Source organism: Bradyrhizobium cenepequi (genome assembly GCF_020329485.1).
In the GTDB taxonomy this organism is placed as follows: Bacteria; Pseudomonadota; Alphaproteobacteria; order Rhizobiales; family Xanthobacteraceae; genus Bradyrhizobium; species Bradyrhizobium cenepequi.
In genome coordinates this window covers 164,167-181,097 of record NZ_JAGKJI010000002.1, presented here as the reverse complement: position 1 = coordinate 181,097, position 16,931 = coordinate 164,167, and the positions used below count along the sequence as shown (strand labels likewise).

15 protein-coding genes are annotated in these 16,931 nt (G+C 64.9%); 7 read left to right on the top strand and 8 right to left on the bottom strand.

Annotated elements, in window-relative coordinates:
• Positions 1 to 35 precede the first annotated feature (35 nt).
• Positions 36 to 302 (top strand): YodC family protein, encoded by a 267-nt coding sequence (locus J6497_RS04190; protein ID WP_225702962.1) that lies wholly within the window; start codon positions 36 to 38, stop codon positions 300 to 302.
• Positions 303 to 470: 168 nt separating this feature from the next.
• Here J6497_RS04190 and J6497_RS04185 read toward each other — a convergent pair whose 3' ends face one another.
• The 4 genes from J6497_RS04185 to J6497_RS04170 are packed head-to-tail and all read right to left on the bottom strand — an operon-like array spanning position 471 to position 3,266.
• On the bottom strand, positions 471 to 1,727 hold the full coding sequence (locus J6497_RS04185) for a CCA tRNA nucleotidyltransferase (RefSeq protein ID WP_225702961.1): 1,257 nt from the start codon (positions 1,725 to 1,727) through the stop codon (positions 471 to 473).
• Positions 1,724 to 1,987 carry a DUF6111 family protein gene (locus tag J6497_RS04180; protein ID WP_225702960.1) on the bottom strand — a complete coding sequence of 88 codons (264 nt, stop codon included), beginning with the start codon at positions 1,985 to 1,987 and terminating at the stop codon, positions 1,724 to 1,726. Before J6497_RS04180 ends, J6497_RS04185 begins: the two co-directional genes overlap by 4 nt.
• On the bottom strand, positions 1,984 to 2,643 hold the full coding sequence (locus J6497_RS04175) for a CoA pyrophosphatase (protein ID WP_376708162.1): 660 nt from the start codon (positions 2,641 to 2,643) through the stop codon (positions 1,984 to 1,986). Before J6497_RS04175 ends, J6497_RS04180 begins: the two co-directional genes overlap by 4 nt.
• 8 nt (positions 2,644 to 2,651) lie before the next feature.
• Entirely contained in the window at positions 2,652 to 3,266 is a 615-nt protein-coding gene (locus tag J6497_RS04170; RefSeq protein ID WP_225703220.1) for a DUF1285 domain-containing protein, read from the bottom strand.
• A 220-nt stretch (positions 3,267 to 3,486) separates the two neighbouring features.
• Between J6497_RS04170 and J6497_RS04165 the strand changes: the two genes are divergently transcribed.
• From J6497_RS04165 to J6497_RS04140, 6 genes are all read left to right on the top strand, one after another.
• Entirely contained in the window at positions 3,487 to 4,482 is a 996-nt protein-coding gene (locus J6497_RS04165; protein WP_225702958.1) for an AAA family ATPase, read from the top strand.
• Positions 4,482 to 5,423, top strand: a complete 942-nt coding sequence (locus tag J6497_RS04160) for a DUF58 domain-containing protein (protein ID WP_225702957.1) — start codon at positions 4,482 to 4,484, stop codon at positions 5,421 to 5,423. The genes J6497_RS04165 and J6497_RS04160 overlap by 1 nt, the downstream gene beginning before the upstream one ends.
• Entirely contained in the window at positions 5,420 to 8,221 is a 2,802-nt protein-coding gene (locus tag J6497_RS04155; protein WP_249793358.1) for a DUF4159 domain-containing protein, read from the top strand. Before J6497_RS04160 ends, J6497_RS04155 begins: the two co-directional genes overlap by 4 nt.
• A 1-nt stretch (position 8,222) precedes the next feature.
• Positions 8,223 to 10,286, top strand: a complete 2,064-nt coding sequence (locus J6497_RS04150) for a hypothetical protein (RefSeq protein ID WP_225702956.1) — start codon at positions 8,223 to 8,225, stop codon at positions 10,284 to 10,286.
• 319 nt (positions 10,287 to 10,605) lie between these two features.
• Entirely contained in the window at positions 10,606 to 11,019 is a 414-nt protein-coding gene (locus J6497_RS04145) for a DUF2946 family protein (protein WP_225702955.1), read from the top strand.
• Positions 11,020 to 11,120: 101 nt separating this feature from the next.
• Entirely contained in the window at positions 11,121 to 13,508 is a 2,388-nt protein-coding gene (locus J6497_RS04140) for a TonB-dependent receptor (protein ID WP_225702954.1), read from the top strand.
• A 156-nt stretch (positions 13,509 to 13,664) separates the two neighbouring features.
• Here the strand turns inward: J6497_RS04140 and J6497_RS04135 are convergent, their stop codons facing one another.
• Genes J6497_RS04135 through J6497_RS04120 form a run of 4 tightly spaced genes read right to left on the bottom strand, consistent with a single transcriptional unit; the run spans position 13,665 to position 16,882 of the window.
• Positions 13,665 to 14,177 carry a GNAT family N-acetyltransferase gene (locus J6497_RS04135; RefSeq protein ID WP_225702953.1) on the bottom strand — a complete coding sequence of 171 codons (513 nt, stop codon included), beginning with the start codon at positions 14,175 to 14,177 and terminating at the stop codon, positions 13,665 to 13,667.
• Positions 14,178 to 14,225: 48 nt separating this feature from the next.
• Positions 14,226 to 15,203 carry a glycosyltransferase family 2 protein gene (locus J6497_RS04130; protein WP_376708161.1) on the bottom strand — a complete coding sequence of 326 codons (978 nt, stop codon included), beginning with the start codon at positions 15,201 to 15,203 and terminating at the stop codon, positions 14,226 to 14,228.
• Complete coding sequence (locus tag J6497_RS04125; RefSeq protein ID WP_225702952.1) at positions 15,203 to 16,378, bottom strand: hypothetical protein; 1,176 nt, start codon at positions 16,376 to 16,378, stop codon at positions 15,203 to 15,205. The genes J6497_RS04130 and J6497_RS04125 overlap by 1 nt, the downstream gene beginning before the upstream one ends.
• A gap of 27 nt (positions 16,379 to 16,405) precedes the next feature.
• Positions 16,406 to 16,882 carry an NUDIX domain-containing protein gene (locus J6497_RS04120; protein WP_225703217.1) on the bottom strand — a complete coding sequence of 159 codons (477 nt, stop codon included), beginning with the start codon at positions 16,880 to 16,882 and terminating at the stop codon, positions 16,406 to 16,408.
• Positions 16,883 to 16,931 lie beyond the last annotated feature (49 nt).

Here is a 16,931-nt window from a genome sequence, read left to right as displayed (position 1 = left end):
GTAGCTTGCCCGCGTCAATCAAGGAAGGGTGAACCATGGAACTGAAGCCAGGCGATGTGGTGATGCTGAAATCGGGTGGGCACCCGATTACGGTGGCCGAAGTCAACGAGGACTCGGTCGAGTGCATTTGGATGGGTATCGACGGCGATCTGTTTCGGGAAACGCTTCCCCTCGCCGTCCTCGAAGCCGCCAATCCCGATGACGAGGAAGAGGACGACGACGAGGAAGAGGAAGAGGAAGAGGAAGAGGAAGAAGACAACGACGAGGACGAAGACGATCGCCGCAAGGGCAAGGTCGCATAAGCCTGCCTGCGATGCGGCCTGGCTCGCAAAACCGGGCGGCGTCGAAGTTTTGGCGCTCAGGGAAGGTGAGCAACCTTGTATCCCGGGTGGAGCGCAGCACAACCCGGGCTACTACGTTGCGTCAGCACCGATCAGATCATCACCATACCGCCCGTGACCACGGCGGTATCACAATCGGTTGTCGTGGGTGAAACGGGCGACGGTCTCATCGGCGATCGCCGAGAGCACGGTGCGGTCGAGCGGAAACTCCGCGGCAAGCCAAGCCTGCTCGGCCTGCGTCAGTAGATGGCCGAGCGCAGGCCCTTCGGCAATCCCGCGCGCAATGAAATCGGCCGCCTTCAGCGGAAATTTCGGCGCCTGCCAACGCTGCGGCAGGCGCGCCAGTTCGCGCCAATGACCGATGTCGTGGCTATCGCTCGTCCGCGCCCAAGCGAGCATCAGCCGGTCGAGATAGGCCGCCTCGCCGAGATGGTAGAGCCAGCGGCGCGCCGACGTTTCGTCGATGCTGGCGAGCTGCCACCAGCGATCCGCCATCGCTTCCAGCGCCTTCGCCTCCGCATTGGTGAGCCGCAGTTTTGCGGCCACGCGCCTTGCGTCCTCGATGATGGCGAGTGCGAGCGCGCCCAGCCGGCGGACCGCACTTGCCTCGAGGCCGAGCTCGCGCTCGGCCGCGATCATCGCTGCGAACGGCCCGGTATAGCCGACGCCGCCGAGGATCATCTGCAAGAGACCGCCATCGGCCATCGCAGTGACCGCGACCACCGCGCCATCGGCGATCACGAGCTTGAGCATTTCCATTCGCACGCGCTCCGCCGAAAGCTGCGCCAAACCGGCACGGCCTGCGATGCAGGCGAGATAACCGGCGCGATCGGGGTCGCCGGCGCCGTAAGCTGCATGCATGCGGAAGAAGCGCAGGATGCGCAGATAGTCTTCGGCGATGCGCTGACCGGGATCGCCGATGAAGCGCACGCGGCGAGCGGCGATATCGTTGAGCCCGCCGACATGGTCGTGCACCACGCCCTTGGCATCGACCGAAAGGCCGTTGATGGTGAAATCGCGCCGCTCGGCATCGCGCGCCCAGTCGCGGCCGAACGCGACCTTGGCCTTGCGGCCATAGGTTTCGGTATCCTCGCGCAGGGTCGTGACCTCGAACGGATGCTTGTCGACGACCAGCGTCACCGTGCCGTGCTCGATGCCGGTCGGCACGCTCTTGATCCCGGCGACCTTGGCGCGGCGCATCACCTCCTCCGGCGGCGCCGTAGTCGCGAGATCGATGTCGCCGATCGGTCTGTGCAACAGCGCGTTGCGCACGGCACCGCCGACCACGCGCGCTTCCTCACCATCGGCATTGAGCAGCGCGAGCACGCGCGCCGTGGGTCCCGATCTCAGCCATGGCGCCTGCTCAAGCGCGGGTGCGTGGGTCATTTCTCGGCTCCGGGCACGAGCTTGCCATTCTCGATATGCGCAGGGATATAGGTCGAATTCGGCGGCGCGCCCGAGAAGTGCGCGAGCATCATGAAACTGGCCACGACCAGGAGCAGCGCTCCCAGCGCCAGTTTCGCGATCAAAGGCAGCGGCCAGGAAGACTTCGCGAAGACGCCGGAGCGCGTTGCAATGAGGAACAAGGCATAGACCGCGAAAGGGATCAGGAAAATTCCGATCTCGGTCAATACCGGACGGATCATGGCATGTAGATCCGTTCGTACAACACGCGCAAGATCCCGGCTGTGGCGCCCCAGATATAGCGCTCGGCAAAAGGCATCGCATAATAGGAGCGCTCGATGCCGCGAAATTCCTTGCTGTGGAGCTGGTGGTTCGCCGGATTCATCAGGAACGAAAGCGGCACCTCGAACGCGTCGACGACCTCGCCCTCGTTGATCTTGAGCTTGAAGCCGGGCTTCACCCGCGCCACCGTCGGCAGGATGCGAAAACCAAATGCGGTGCCATAGAGATCGAGATAGCCGATCGGCTCGATGAAGTCGCGCGTGAGCCCGACTTCCTCGTCGGCCTCGCGCAGCGCGGCATCGAGCGGAGAGGTATCCGTCGCATCGATCTTGCCGCCGGGAAACGAGATCTGGCCGGCATGGCTGCTCAGATGCTCCGAGCGCTGCGTCAGCAGCACCGTCGGCTCATCGTGATCGACCACCGGGATCAGCACCGCGGCCGGCCGCACTGGCTGTTCGCGCGCGACGATCTCGAGCATGCGGTCGTTGCCGGAGTCGCCGGTCTTCGGAATGATGTTGGGATCGACCAGGCCGGGGGGGACGTCGAAACTCAGCCGCGCGCGGCTGCGCGCGAAAAACTCCGCCGAGTTGATCGCCGCCGGCTCCGTCTTCAGCATCGGCTCGTTCAAAGCGCGTCCCTCACCTCTTTCGCGTCCGCCATCGCAAAGAACGCGCCGCCAGATTCGATTCCGAACATCGGATGACCATCGACCATCCGCTCTTCCCCCATGTCAACAAGATCGTAGTAGAGCGGACGGGTGACTTTGGCCCAGAGATCGGCGCGGACATGCAGATATGGCGTGAGCCCGCCATCATCGGCCGGCTCGAAACGAAGGGCGTGGGCGGCGTCGCAATCAACCCAGTCGTCGACATTGGTACGGAACCTGAGCAGCCGCCCGCGCGTGTCCTTGTCCTTTTGCATCTCGACCGCAAGAAACGGCGCATCATCGACGCGGATGCCGACCTTCTCCACCGGAGTCACCAGGAAGTACTTGCCGTCCTCCCGTTTCAGGATGGTAGAGAACAGGCGCACCAGTGCCGGCCGGCCGATCGGTGTTCCCATGTAGTACCATGTACCGTCGCTGGCGATTCGCATGTCGAGATCGCCGCAGAATGGCGGATTCCATAAATGCACGGGGGGAAGACCCTTGCCTCCGGCGGATTTTGTGTTCGCGGCATTGGTGGCCGCGGCGGTCAGCCCTTCCAGGCCCTGACGGCTTATTTGCCCTTCGTTCGCCATGGTTTGCCTTAAGGTTGAGGGCCTTAATCTGGCACGATTGGTGCACGTACCCCAGATGTGCGCGGGATGCGGTTCTCGCCACATCGTGATGGCGTTCATACCCTGAAAACCCGTTAAGGTGGGGATAGTTTAATTCAACGAATACATGGCCTTCACTTATGCTTAGCATGGGGCCGATGACGTGACGACGCGAGGTTGCATCGTCAAGAAGGAGCACGGAATGGCTGGTGCAGAGAGTGTCGAAAAGCTGGAAGACGTGATCGTCCGCTCGGCCGAGCAGGTGGCTGGACAGATCCGTACGGCGAAAGAGGCGATTTCGACCGTTATTTTCGGCCAGGACCGGGTGATCGAGAACACCCTGGTGACGATCCTGTCCGGCGGACATGCGCTGCTGATCGGGGTTCCTGGCCTTGCCAAGACGAAGCTCGTGGAGACGCTCGGCATCACGCTCGGCCTCGATAGCAAACGCATCCAGTTCACGCCGGACCTGATGCCGTCGGACATCCTCGGCGCCGAGGTGCTCGACGAGAGCAGCGCCGGCAAGCGTTCGTTCCGCTTTATTGCAGGTCCGGTATTCGCGCAGCTTCTGATGGCCGACGAGATCAACCGCGCCAGCCCGCGTACCCAATCGGCGCTGCTGCAAGCCATGCAGGAGCAGCACATCACGGTTGCGGGCGCGCGCCATGATCTTCCCAAGCCGTTCCATGTGCTGGCGACGCAGAACCCGCTGGAACAGGAAGGCACCTATCCCCTGCCCGAAGCGCAGCTCGACCGCTTCCTGATGGAGATCGACGTCGATTATCCCGACCGTGAGGCCGAACGGCGCATTTTGTTCGAGACCACCGGCGCCGAAGAAACGCTGGCGAAGGCCGCCATGAACGCGGAACTCCTGCTCAGCGCACAGCGGCTGGTGCGAAGGTTGCCGGTCGGCGATTCCGTCGTCGACGCCATCCTGTCGCTGGTGCGCGCCGCGCGGCCCAATCCCGAAGGCGAGAAGCTGATCGCCTGGGGACCAGGCCCGCGTGCCAGCCAGGCCTTGATGCTCGCCGTCCGCGCCCGCGCCCTGCTCGACGGACGGCTCGCGCCCTCGATCGACGACGTGCTGGATCTCGCGGAGCCCGTGCTCAAGCACCGCATGGCACTGACCTACACCGCGCGCGCGGAAGGCCGCACCATTCCTGACGTGATCAGGCAATTGAAGACGCGGATCGGTTGATGGCCGCTGAGAACAAGCGCCTAGGCGAGGAGATTGTCGCGATCCGACGTGCCGATGGCGAAAGCCGATCGCTCGCCGTATCGCTGCCGCGCCTGGTGCTCGAGGCTCGCCGCATCGCCAACAATGTCATCCATGGTTTGCACGGCCGGCGGCGTGCCGGGGTCGGCGAGAACTTCTGGCAATATCGCCGCTTCGTCTCCGGCGAGCCGTCGCAGAACGTCGACTGGAGGCGCTCGGCGCGCGACGACCATCTCTACGTCCGCGAGCAGGAGTGGGAGGCAGCGCACACCGTCTGGATCTGGCCCGACCGCTCGCCTTCGATGGCATTCGCGTCCAAGCAGGCGCGCGATTCCAAGCTCGAGCGCGGCTTGATCGTCGCCTTTGCGCTGGCCGAATTGCTGGTCGCCGGCGGCGAGCGCGTCGGCATCCCGGGCCTGATGAACCCGACCGCGAGCCGCAGCGTGATCGACAAGATGGCGCAGGCGATGCTGCATGATGATGCGACCCGCGCCAGCTTGCCGCCGTCCTTCGTGCCGTCGGCGCTTTCCGAGATCGTGGTGCTGTCGGACTTCTGGTCGCCAATCTCGGAGATCAGAACCACGCTCGCCGGGCTGTCGGCCTCGGGCGCGCACGGCACGGTGATCCAGATCGTCGATCCCGCCGAGGAAACCTTCCCCTATTCGGGCCGCGTCGAATTCGTCGAACCGGAAGCGGGCAGTATGATCACCGCGGGCCGCGCCGAGAGCTGGGCCAGGGACTATGTCGCGCGCGTCACGCTGCATCGTGACGAGATCCGCGCCGAGACCAACCGGCTCGACTGGCTGTTCTCGATCCACACCACCAACCGCTCCGCGGCGGAGCTGCTCTTGTTCCTGCACAACGGCATGACCGTGAGCAAGGCCAGCGTACGGTCCACCGTGAAAGTGGGGCTCGGCGCATGATCGCAGGCCTGCCGCTGTCCTTCGCCGAACCGATGCTGCTGCTGGGCCTGGTGAGCCTGCCGGCGCTGTGGTGGCTGCTCCGCGTGATGCCGCCACGGCCGAGGCGCATCGAATTTCCGCCGACCAGATTGCTGTTCGATATCCAACCCAGGGAGGAGACGCCATCGCGCACACCGTGGTGGCTGACGCTGCTGCGCCTTGCCGCCGCCGCACTCGTCATCTTCGCCGCGGCCGGGCCGATCTGGAATCCGCAGACCGGGCTTGCCTCCTCCAAGGGGCCGCTCGTGATCCTGCTCGATGACGGCTGGAGCTCGGCCTCAAGCTGGGACGCACGGATCAGGGCCGCCGACGAATTGATCGCCAGTGCGGACAACGACCGCCGCGGGGTGGCGCTGGTGCCGCTATCGGAATCGCAGCGCGACATCGCGCTGATGCCGGCCGGCACCGCGCGCGTCGCGCTGCGGCAGTTCGCGCCGAAGCCCTATTCGATCGACCGCGTCGAAACGCTGCCCGCCATCGGCAGGTTCCTGAAAGCGACCGGCGACTGCGAGATCGCCTGGCTGTCCGACGGTGTCGACACCGGGCGCGGTCCGGAATTCACCGAAGGCCTCGGCAAGCTGATCGAGAACCGCACGCTGACGATCTACGAGGGCGGCGCGCCGTCCGCGCAGGCCCTCGTTGCCGCGGAGAATGCCGCAGCCAAGATGACCGTGAAAGTGCTGCGCACCGAAACCGGCATCACCTCCGGCACGGTGCGGGCGCTGGATGCCAAGGGCGCGCCGATCGGCGAGGCGCGCTACACCTTCGCCCCGCAGGATCGCGAGACCGAGGCATCGTTCGATCTCCCGGTCGAACTGCGCAACGACATCGCCCGGCTGGAGATCGCCGGCGAGCGCTCCGCTGGCGCGGTGCAGCTCCTCGACAAGAGGTGGCGGCGCCGTGCTGTCGGCATCGTCTCCGGCGCCACCAACGACACCGCGCAGCCGCTGCTCGCCTCGACCTTCTACCTTTCCCGCGCGCTGTCGCCATTCGCTGATGTGCGTCTTGACCGCGGCGCGCCGCAGCAGGCGATCGCCCAGTTCCTCGACCAGCGATTGCCGATGATCGTGCTGGCCGATGTCGGCACGCTGTCGCCGGAAATTCGCGAGCGGCTCAATGCCTGGATCGATCAGGGCGGCGTGCTGGTGCGTTTCGCCGGCCCGCGGCTGGCGCAAGCCGATGACGATCTGGTGCCGGTGAAGCTACGCCGCGGCGGCCGCATTCTCGGCGGCAGCCTGACCTGGGAGAAGCCGCAGCATCTGGCGTCGTTTACCGCCGACGGCCCGTTCGCCGGTCTTCCGGTGCCCAAAGACGTCACCGTGAGCCGGCAGGTGCTGGCCGAGCCGGATGCCGTGCTCGCCACCAAGAGCTGGGCGTCGCTGGAAGACGGCACGCCGCTGGTCACCGGCGAGCATCGCGGCAAGGGCGTGGTCAGCCTGTTCCATGTCGGCGCGGATTCGCGCTGGTCGGATCTGCCGATGTCCGGCACGTTCGTCGAGATGCTGCGGCGGCTGGTCGACATGTCCGGCTACACCTCGAAGCCTGGCGCGGGCGTCGCCGGCGAAGTCAAGGCCGAGACCGTGGCGCCGCTCCGCACGTTGGATGGCTTTGGCGTGTTCGGCCCGCCACCCTCGACCGCCAAGCCGATGCCGGCCGACTACCGCGACCGCGCAACGCCGGATCATCCGCCCGGCTTCTACGGCCCGGCCGACTCCCCGATCGCCGTCAACACGCTCGCGACTGCCGACCGCATCGCCCCGCTCGACACGTCCAGCCTGCGTGCACGGCGGGCAAGCTACACCAATGCCGAGCCGCGCGATCTCCGCGGCATCCTGCTGTCGTCGGCGCTCGGTCTGTTCCTGCTCGATGCGATCGTGGTCGCCATGCTCGGCGCCGGCCTTGCCGCGCTGTGGCGACGGCGCGCCGCTCCGGCCGTGCTGGCGCTTGCTTTCCTGCTGGCATTGATGGTGCCGTCCGCCACGCGCGCCGAGAACAGCGACGACTTCGCCATGAAAGCGGTTTCGCAGACGCGGCTCGCTTATATCGTCACCGGCAATGCCGATGTCGACTCCATCGTGAAAGCCGGCATGTCCGGGCTGACGCTGTTCCTGGCGCAACGCACCGCGCTGGAGGCCGGCGATCCCATCGGCGTCGATCCTGCACGCGACGAACTCGCCTTCTTCCCGCTGATCTACTGGCCGATCGTGCCCGGCGCGCCAAAGCCGCCGCAGGACGCCATCAACAAGATCGACGCCTATATGAAGCAGGGCGGCACCGTGCTGTTCGACACCCGCGATGCCATCGAGGCGCCGGCCGGCGACAATGGTGCCTCGCAGACGCCGGGCATGCAGACGTTGCGCGAGATCTTGTCCTCGCTCGACGTGCCCGAGCTCGAGCCGGTGCCGCGCGAACACGTACTGACCAAGACATTCTACCTCCTGCGCGACTTCCCGGGCCGCTTCAACTCTGGCCAGACCTGGGTCGAGACGCTGCCGCGCGAAGACGATGACGAGGCCGCGCAGCGGCCGGCGCGCGGCGGCGACGGCGTATCGCCGATCATCATCACCTCCAACGATCTTGCCGGCGCCTGGGCGATCCGGCCCGACGGTCAGCCGATGCTGCCGCTCACCCCCGGCGAGCCGCGCCAGCGCGAATTCGCGTTCCGCGCCGGCGTCAACATCGTGATGTACACGCTGACCGGCAACTACAAGGCCGACCAGGTGCACGCGCCGGCCCTGATCGAGCGCCTGGGACAATGACATGAATTACGGCATTGCCTTCACGCCGCTGGTACCCTCGCTCGTGCTGTGGCTCGGGCTTGCGGCGATTATCGTTATAGCGGCGCTGCTGTTGTTTTCACGCTCCCGCGGTGCATGGATACGCGTCGGGGCGCTGACGCTGATTTTGCTGGCGCTTGCCAACCCGTCCTTCACGCGCGAGGACCGTGAGCCCCTCTCCTCGGTCGCCGCCGTCGTGATCGACAAGAGTCCAAGCCAGAATTTCGGCACGCGCAACCAGGAGACCGCGAAGGCGCAGGAAGCGCTCGTCAACAGCCTGAAACAGATCAAGGGCCTGGAAGTGCGCGTTGTCGATGCCGGTCAGGCCGACGGCGAGACCGACGGCACCAAGCTGTTCGGCGCATTGTCCTCCGCATTATCAGACGTTCCGGTCGATCGTGTCGCCGGCGCCTTCCTGATCACCGACGGCCGTGTACACGATATCCCGGCGGGCGCCGCCGCCCTCGGCTTCCAGGCGCCGGTGCACGCGCTGATCACCGGACGCAAGGACGAGCGCGACCGACGGATTGCCATTTCGGCCGCGCCGCGCTTCGGCATCGTCGGCCAGACCCAGACCATCACCTACCGGCTCGACGACCAGGGCGTGACCGGCCAGAGCGCCAGGATCACCGTGCGTCGCGACGGCGAGGTGATCAACGAGCGCACCTTGCAGAGCGGTCAGACCGCCAATGTCGATATCGACATCAAGCATGCCGGTCCCAACATCGTGGAGATCGAGGCGTCGGCGCTCGACAATGAACTGACGCTGGTCAACAACCGCGCGGTGGTTGCGATCGACGGCGTTCGTGACAGGCTGCGCGTGCTGCTGGTTTCCGGCGAGCCACATTCCGGCGAGCGCACCTGGCGCAACCTCTTGAAGTCCGACGCCAGCGTCGACCTCGTGCATTTCACCATCCTGCGTCCGCCGGAGAAGCAGGACGGCACGCCGATCAACGAATTGTCGCTGATCGCGTTTCCGACCCGCGAACTGTTCCAGCAGAGGATCAACGACTTCCAGTTGATCATCTTCGACCGCTACGCCCGGCAGGGCGTGTTGCCGATCGCCTATTTCGACAACATCGCGCGCTATGTCCGTTCCGGTGGCGCGGTGCTGGTCTCCGCCGGGCCCGACTATGCCTCCACGACCAGCATCTGGCGGACGCCGCTCGACTCGGTGCTCCCGGCCGAACCCGTCGGCGTCACCGAGAAGCCGTTCTATGCGCATCTTTCCGAGGCGGGAAAGCGCCATCCGGTGACACGTGGGCTGGAAGGCTCGGGCAGCGAGCCGCCGCACTGGAGCCGCTTCTTCCGCGCCGTCGATACCCGCAACGCTAACGGCCAGCCCGTGATGACCGGTGCCGACGGGAAGCCACTGCTGCTGCTGTCTCGCTACGGCGAAGGCCGCGTGGCGCTGCTGCTCTCCGACCACATCTGGCTGTGGGCGCGCGGCTATGAGGGCGGTGGTCCGCATCTCGACCTGCTCAGACGGATGTCGCACTGGCTGATGAAGCAGCCTGATCTGGACGAGGAGGCGCTGCGGCTGCAGATCCAGGGCCACGATCTCGCCGTGGTGCGCCAGACCATGGGCGACAGCGTCCCGCCGGTCACCGTGACCTCGCCGAGCGGCGCGACGCGCGAATTGACGCTGACCCAGGGTGAGCCCGGTGAATGGCGTGCGACGCTTCCGGCTAACGAGCTCGGTCTGTGGCAGGCGACCGACGGCACGCTGAAGGCGCTGGTCAATGTCGGCCCGACCAACCCGAAGGAATTTTCGGAAGTCACGTCCACGACCGAGATGCTGAAGCCGCTGGCGCAGGCGACCGGGGGCGATGCTCGCCGCGTGGTCGATGGCGCCAGCCTGGACATGCCCCGCATCGTACCGGTGCGTGCGTCGAGCGTGTTCCGCGGCGAGGGCTGGATGGGCGTCAGAATGCGTGACGCCAGCGTCGTCAAGGGCGTCGGCGTGCTGCCAATGTTCGCAGGGATCATCGGCCTCTTGCTGCTGCTCGGTGCATTCGCCGCCACCTGGCTACGCGAGGGACGGTAAGCGAACACGCCATCGAAGCCGGCCACTGTCTCCCCCTCATCCCGAGGAGGCCGCACCGCGGCCGTCTCGACGGATGGGCTCAGGGCGAGATCGTGGCCTCATGGTTCTCAAGGCGATGCGCAGCATCGTCCGGAGACGCGCGAAGACGCGCTCCTCACCATGAGGGTCTGTCATCTGGTCGCCGTTGCAGCAATCACACAGCTCTTGCCGATCGTGCGACGCTCACCCAAGCCGCGGTTGACACCGCCATCTCCTTCCGATGTTATAATGTAACATCGGGACGGTTGGGGTACACTGTCGCGGGGGTGGGCGTACATTCGTGAAGTGGATTCGAAAACACGTCAAACTTGGCGCGCGGCTGGCGCTGCTCGCGCTCGCCGTTCAGTTTGTGCTGTCGTTCGGCCACTTCCATCCGGCGCAGGCCGCTCCCGCGCTGCAGACTGCAACATCGCAGAACGACTTCCTTCGTACGGCGGACCTCGTGGGCAAGGATGCAACGAGTCCGTCCGCCCACAAGCAGCAGCTTCCGCACCAGGATAACCACCAGCGGCCGGCCGACGGTTGCGCGATCTGCGCCGTTATTGCGATGGCGCGCGGCATGCTGTTCGCTACGCCGCCGGTGCTGTTATTGCCGCAGGCGATCGAACTCCTCCAGCTCACCACCGAAGCCGGCTTCGCCCATCTCGGCACCACCCATCGGGCGTTCCAGTCGCGCGCGCCACCTCTCTCCTGATCGATTGACCGAACTGCCTTCGCACGCCCGCTGGTCAAGCGAGATGCAAAGGACATCGCAATCGGTGCGTCGACTTGGCCGACGGCATCAGGATCAGGAAAATGGGATTCAAAAGAAAACGAGCATTCCACGTCGGTGGAGCAAGCTGGCTAGTACTATGCGCGTTCGGCAGCGGCGCGATCGCCCAGGATGCGCCCGCCTCGGCACTTGCAACGCAATTGCCGGATATCAACGTCACGGCGCCAAGCCCGATCGTGCGGCATCGCCGGACCGTCGCTCCGGCGCGCACCCCCGTTCGCGCCGCGCGCAGCACACCCGGCCGCAATCGCGAGCGCACGGCACAGGCGCAGCCTGCGCCGGCCGCACCGCCTGCCCCGCCGGCGCCACAGCAAGGTGTGCTGCCGATCGTGACCGACCAGTTCGCCACTGTCACCGTGGTCCCGAACGAGGAACTGCGCCGCGAGGGCGGCGCGACGCTCGGCGATGTCCTGTTCTCCAAACCCGGCATCACTGGCTCGAGCTTCGCGCCCGGCGCCTCCAGCCGGCCGATCATTCGCGGACTTGACGTCAACCGCGTCGGCATCGTCGAGAACGGTCTCGGCGGCGGAGGCGCGTCGGACCTCGGCGAGGATCATTTCGTCCCGATCGATCCGCTCGCAACCAACCAGATCGAAGTGGTGCGCGGCCCGGCGGCGCTGCGCTACGGCTCGACCTCGATCGGCGGCGTGGTCAGCGCCACCAACAACCGTGTTCCCGATGCGCTGCCGACCTGCGCGGCGGCGCCGTTCCAGACCTACGGCCTGCCGGTGAAGGCGCCGGTCGCAGAGGCCGCATCGTCATCCTGCATGAACGTCGAGACACGAACGGCGGTGAATTCGGTGGATCGCAGCGTCGAAGGCGGCGTCCTGCTCGACGCCGGCGGCAACAATGTCGCCGTGCATCTCGACGCCTATGGCCGCAAGTCCGGCGACTACGATATCCCGAGCTATCCTTATCTGTTCGACACCTCGAGGCCGGTGAACTACCGCCAACCGAACTCGGCGACGCAAGCGGATGGCGCCTCGATCGGCGCCTCTTATTTCTTCCAGGGTGGCTTCATCGGCGCTGCGGTTACGCAAAACGACGCGCTCTACCGGATTCCCGGCATCGATGGCGCCGATCACCAAACCCGGATCGACGGCCACCAGACCAAGTTCACCGTCAAGGGCGAGTACCGCCCGGATGCGGCGGCAATCGACGCCATCAGGTTCTGGGCCGGCGCGACCGACTACCACCACAACGAGATCGGGCTTGCCGATCCCGACGATCCCTCGAGCGTCGGCATCAGGCAGACGTTTACGAACAAGGAGCAGGAGGCCCGCGTCGAGGTGCAGTTGATGCCGTTCAACGCGCGCTTTGCCGAGGTGACCACGGCGTTCGGCGTACAGGGCGGCCACCAGGAATTGACCGCTCCGAGCCCCGACGACCCCGGGTCCCTGTTCAACGGCCTGTGGAATCCGAACAACAACAACCGCGTCGCCAGCTACGTCTTCAATGAGTTCAAATTCTCCGAAACAACCAAGGCACAGATCGCCGGCCGTATCGAGCATGTCGAGTTGCACGGCTCAACGCCCGATTTTCCGGCCGACTTCCTGCCTGACGGAAATCCGCAGTTCAGCACCGCGCGCAATCCGTCCTTTACGCCGAAGAGCGGCAGCATCGGGTTAATCCAGGACCTCCCCTACGACCTCGTCGGCAGCATCACCGCGCAATACGTCGAGCGCGCGCCGAAACCGGCAGAGCTGTTTTCGCGCGGCCCGCACGACGCGACCGCTACCTTCGACATCGGCAATCCGAACCTGACGATCGAGACCGCTAAATCGGTCGAGATCGGCCTGCGCAAGGCAACTGGGCCGTTCCGCTTCGAGGCGACCGCCTACTACACCCATTTCGACAACTTCATCTTTCGCCGGCTCACCGGCGTGATGTGTGACGAGGACTTCAATTCCTGCGGCGCGCCCGACGGCGAATTGAACCAGGCGGTCTATTCCCAGCGCAACGCCACCTTCCGCGGCGGCGAATTCCAAAGCCAACTCGATATCGGACCACTCAATGGCGGCATCTGGGGCATCGAGAACCAGTTCGACATCGTCCGCGCCACCTTCAGTGATGGCACCAACGTACCCCGCATTCCTCCGATGCGCGTCGGCGGCGGCGTCTATTGGCGCGACGCCAACTGGTTTACGCGCGTCAACCTGCTGCACGCGTTTGCACAGAACGACGTCGCTCCGATTGCCGAGACGCCGACGGCAGGCTACAACCTGCTGAGGGCGGAGGTCAGCTACAAGACCACGCTCGATCCGTCCTGGTTCGGCGCACGCGAGATGACGGTTGGCTTGGTTGGCAACAACCTGCTCAACGAAAACATCCGTAACTCCGTCTCCTACACCAAGGACCAAGTGCTGATGCCCGGCATCGGCGTAAGGGCGTTTGCGAATTTGAAATTCTAAAGCGCGATGAGATGAGGATGAATCATCATCGCGCTTTAGGTTGTTGTTTGAGCATGATCTTTTCGGAAAACCGCTTCACACTTTTCCGGATCATGCTCTAAGCCGGCTCGCCCCCTCTTTCGCGCCTTGCGGAAGAGGGGCTGGTGGCGACGCGTCCTACCGCGCCTTGCTCCAATCGGGGCCGATCGGACCGGAGACGTCGGTGAAAGCGTCCTCCACCAGCTCGGCTACCAGCAGGCGGTTGTAGTCGACCGGGCCGGGCATGGTCGCCCTGCCCTTCGGGATCACCTTGAAACCGGCGCGGCTGTAGTAAGCCTCATCGCCAACCAGAATCACCAGGCGATGCCCTTTGGCCTTGGCATCGGAGAGCGCGCGGTCGAGCAGCGCGCGGCCGACGCCGCGGCCGCGGAACGGCGGCTCCACCGTCAATGGACCCAGCATCAACGCCGGTGTATCGCCGATCATGACGGGCAATTGTCTGACCGAACCGACGAGGAGCGTGCCGATGCGCGCGGTGAAGGACAGATCGAGCAGATGGTCGACATGCTCGCGCAGCCGATAGGCGCTGAGCACGAAGCGGCCAGGCCCGAACGTGCGTTCGTGCAAACGCTCGATCGCCTGGGCGTCGTTCGCCGTTTCCGGCAAGATGGTCAGCGACAAATCACTCATGGTGAGGCGCGAGATAGCACCTGGATCGAGCGCGGTCCATCGCCGGCGTCATTTCTTGTTAATGGCCGGCTGGGACAGGTAGGCGAGCAGCTTCATCTCGCGGCGGCCGCGCGTCACCGTGTCCAGCACCAGCCCCGACGAGACCGACAGCATCGCCACGATCATCAGGCCGGTCGACAGCACCGCCGTCGGCAGCCGCGGCACGACCCCCTCCTCGATGAAGGTGATGATGATCGGGATCGCCAGCACGATCGAGATCAGCGCGAGAACCACCCCGATGCCGGTGAAAAACCGCAGCGGCTTTTCCGAGCGGTAGAGCCTCAGGATGGTTCCCAGAATCCGAAACCCGTCGCGCCAGGTGTTGAGCTTGCTGACCGATCCCTCCGGCCGGGCATAATAGGGCGTCTCGATCTCGCCGACCGGCAACGCCAATTCCAGCGCGTGGACGCTGAGCTCGGTCTCGATCTCGAAACCGTCCGACAGCACCGGAAAGGATTTGACGAAGCGGCGCGAAAACACCCGGTAACCGGACAGCATGTCGCGAAATGCGTGACCGAACACGGCGGAGAGGAAGCCGGTCAGCATCCGGTTGCCGGTGCGGTGGCCCCTTCTGTAGGCGGCCGCGGATTGATCGATCCGGACGCCGACCACCATGTCGAGATGGTCGTTCACCAGGGCTTCGATCATGCGCGGGGCGCTCGGCGCGTCATAGGTCGCGTCGCCATCGACCAGGACATAGATATCCGCATCGACGTCGGCGAACATCCGCCGCACCACATGTCCCTTGCCCTGGCGGCGCTCGCTGCGGACCTCGGCCCCGGCGGCACGCGCGATCTCGGCGGTGCGGTCGCGCGAGTTGTTGTCATAGACGAAGATCTGCGCCTGCGGCAGCGCCTTGCGGAAATCGGCAACCACAGTCCCGATCGCCGCTTCCTCGTTGAAGCACGGCACGAGCACCGCCACGCGCAATGTCGAAGCCGTCATCGCCACCGTCGCTGGCCGAGCCGTGACGTCCTCGCTCACCATCAGGTACTCGCTTTTTGCGGCAAGCCAACATCGCACGCGAGCTTCGGCGCCCAATGATCCAGCGTCGCGAACAATAACGTCCACAATGACAGCATGACGATCGGCATCAGGTAATAGGATGTGAAGATGGGGTGACTGATGAAGAAGATCAGGTTGATGACGAGGTTGAGTGCGACCACGGCAACAATCTCTTTTGTGGCGACGCGCCCCTCAGACCGCCACAACGCCACCACCCAGGCGATCGCTATCAGCAGCAACGGGAATTGCCCGTCTCGCACATATTGCTGCAGGACGGCCGCATTCAATTCCGGCGATACCGCGTCGACGCCGCCATAGGTGGTCGAGAACGGGCTTCCCGCATTGATCGCATTCGCGATCAGTGTCGGCGCCATGCCGATCAGGAACGCGATGCCGAACGAGAGCCCCTGCCAGAAGGTGTTCATGTTCCTCGCGCGTAGGAAGGCGATGAGGAAGAACACCGCATAGCCGGCCGACAAAAACAGGTTCGGCAGCCGGAAATTGACAGAGAGTCCGATCAGCAAGCCGACGAGCGATGCGAGCAGGATGCGACGGGCGCCTATATTGGCAAACAGCCGCGCCGTCAGGAATCCGGCCAGCGCGCAGACGACCATGGTCGGCGCCACGGAATAGCTGGCCTTGGTCGGATTGATCATCAGATAGAGCGCCACAATGCCGAACACGCCGGCGAGCGCGACAGTGGAACGCGTGGCAGCGCGGACGAGGCCAAGCAGCGCAAAGGCGAAAATCGCGACTGAGGCGGCGACATAGAGCGAGATCACCTGAAAGCCCGGCGGAAACAGTGCGAGCACGAAGCCGGTGCCTGGCGGATACTGCAGCACGACCTTGTTCAATACTGCCGTGAAGGTATGGCACGGCAGGCGTGCGGGATCGCCGGGATCCGGAAAGTGGATATCCTGGAGCTTGCGCAGCATGTAGCGGTCGTCATCCCGGGCGATATTCGTGTCCAAGCCGCTTGCCCCGAACCGCTGGAACAGGTGCGCTTGGCGGAGATAGCAGATGTCATCATAGACGCCGCGGCTTTCGTTCCATTTCGAGATCGTCCAGATGTTGCTGATCAGGATCAGCAGCAACACCACGCCGAGGGCGGTTTTCAATTGTTTCATCCAGCCCCTGTCGCGGCGTTCGATCTTCAAGGACGGCTCTTCTAGCACAAGCGGTCACTAGCGCCATGTGGCGATCGGCGCGCCGCCGCCGAGCACTTCGGCGATCCGCAGGCGGGTGCCGGGTGTGGTGTCGGCGGGCAATGCCGCCGGATCGAAGAAGCCGGTATCCACGATCTCATGGTTCGGCTCCGGCAGGCGGTCCTGGCGGTACTGCCTGATGATATAGACGGCGACATGGTCGCGGCGGGAGACGTGGCGGTTGAGGAAGACGCCGTGCAGTACCGGGGCGCCGGCAAGCTCGATGCGCCCCTCCTCCTCGAGCTCGCGCCGCAACGCTTCCATTAGCGTCTCCCCGACCTCGACGCCCCCGCCCGGCAGGTACCAGCCGCTGACATAGCTGTGCTTGACCAGGAACACCTTGTTCTCCTGATTAAGCACGACCGCGCGCACGCCGAGCGTCATGCCGCGGGCCAGCCGAAAATAGAGATGGAACACCCGCCTGAGCTGCGGCTCGTATCGCTTGCGCAAATCCATCAGGATCGTCACGAAAACCTCGACTGGAACGACAACGACGTTTGATCCT

Coding starts and splice junctions, on each gene's coding strand:
- J6497_RS04190 (WP_225702962.1), top strand. CDS start 36: ATGGAACTGAAGCCAGGCGATGTGGTGATGCTGAAATCGGGTGGGCAC.
- J6497_RS04185 (WP_225702961.1), bottom strand. CDS start 1,727: ATGACCCACGCACCCGCGCTTGAGCAGGCGCCATGGCTGAGATCGGGA.
- J6497_RS04180 (WP_225702960.1), bottom strand. CDS start 1,987: ATGATCCGTCCGGTATTGACCGAGATCGGAATTTTCCTGATCCCTTTC.
- J6497_RS04175 (WP_376708162.1), bottom strand. CDS start 2,643: ATGCTGAAGACGGAGCCGGCGGCGATCAACTCGGCGGAGTTTTTCGCG.
- J6497_RS04170 (WP_225703220.1), bottom strand. CDS start 3,266: ATGGCGAACGAAGGGCAAATAAGCCGTCAGGGCCTGGAAGGGCTGACC.
- J6497_RS04165 (WP_225702958.1), top strand. CDS start 3,487: ATGGCTGGTGCAGAGAGTGTCGAAAAGCTGGAAGACGTGATCGTCCGC.
- J6497_RS04160 (WP_225702957.1), top strand. CDS start 4,482: ATGGCCGCTGAGAACAAGCGCCTAGGCGAGGAGATTGTCGCGATCCGA.
- J6497_RS04155 (WP_249793358.1), top strand. CDS start 5,420: ATGATCGCAGGCCTGCCGCTGTCCTTCGCCGAACCGATGCTGCTGCTG.
- J6497_RS04150 (WP_225702956.1), top strand. CDS start 8,223: ATGAATTACGGCATTGCCTTCACGCCGCTGGTACCCTCGCTCGTGCTG.
- J6497_RS04140 (WP_225702954.1), top strand. CDS start 11,121: ATGGGATTCAAAAGAAAACGAGCATTCCACGTCGGTGGAGCAAGCTGG.
- J6497_RS04135 (WP_225702953.1), bottom strand. CDS start 14,177: ATGAGTGATTTGTCGCTGACCATCTTGCCGGAAACGGCGAACGACGCC.
- J6497_RS04130 (WP_376708161.1), bottom strand. CDS start 15,203: ATGGTGAGCGAGGACGTCACGGCTCGGCCAGCGACGGTGGCGATGACG.
- J6497_RS04120 (WP_225703217.1), bottom strand. CDS start 16,882: ATGGATTTGCGCAAGCGATACGAGCCGCAGCTCAGGCGGGTGTTCCAT.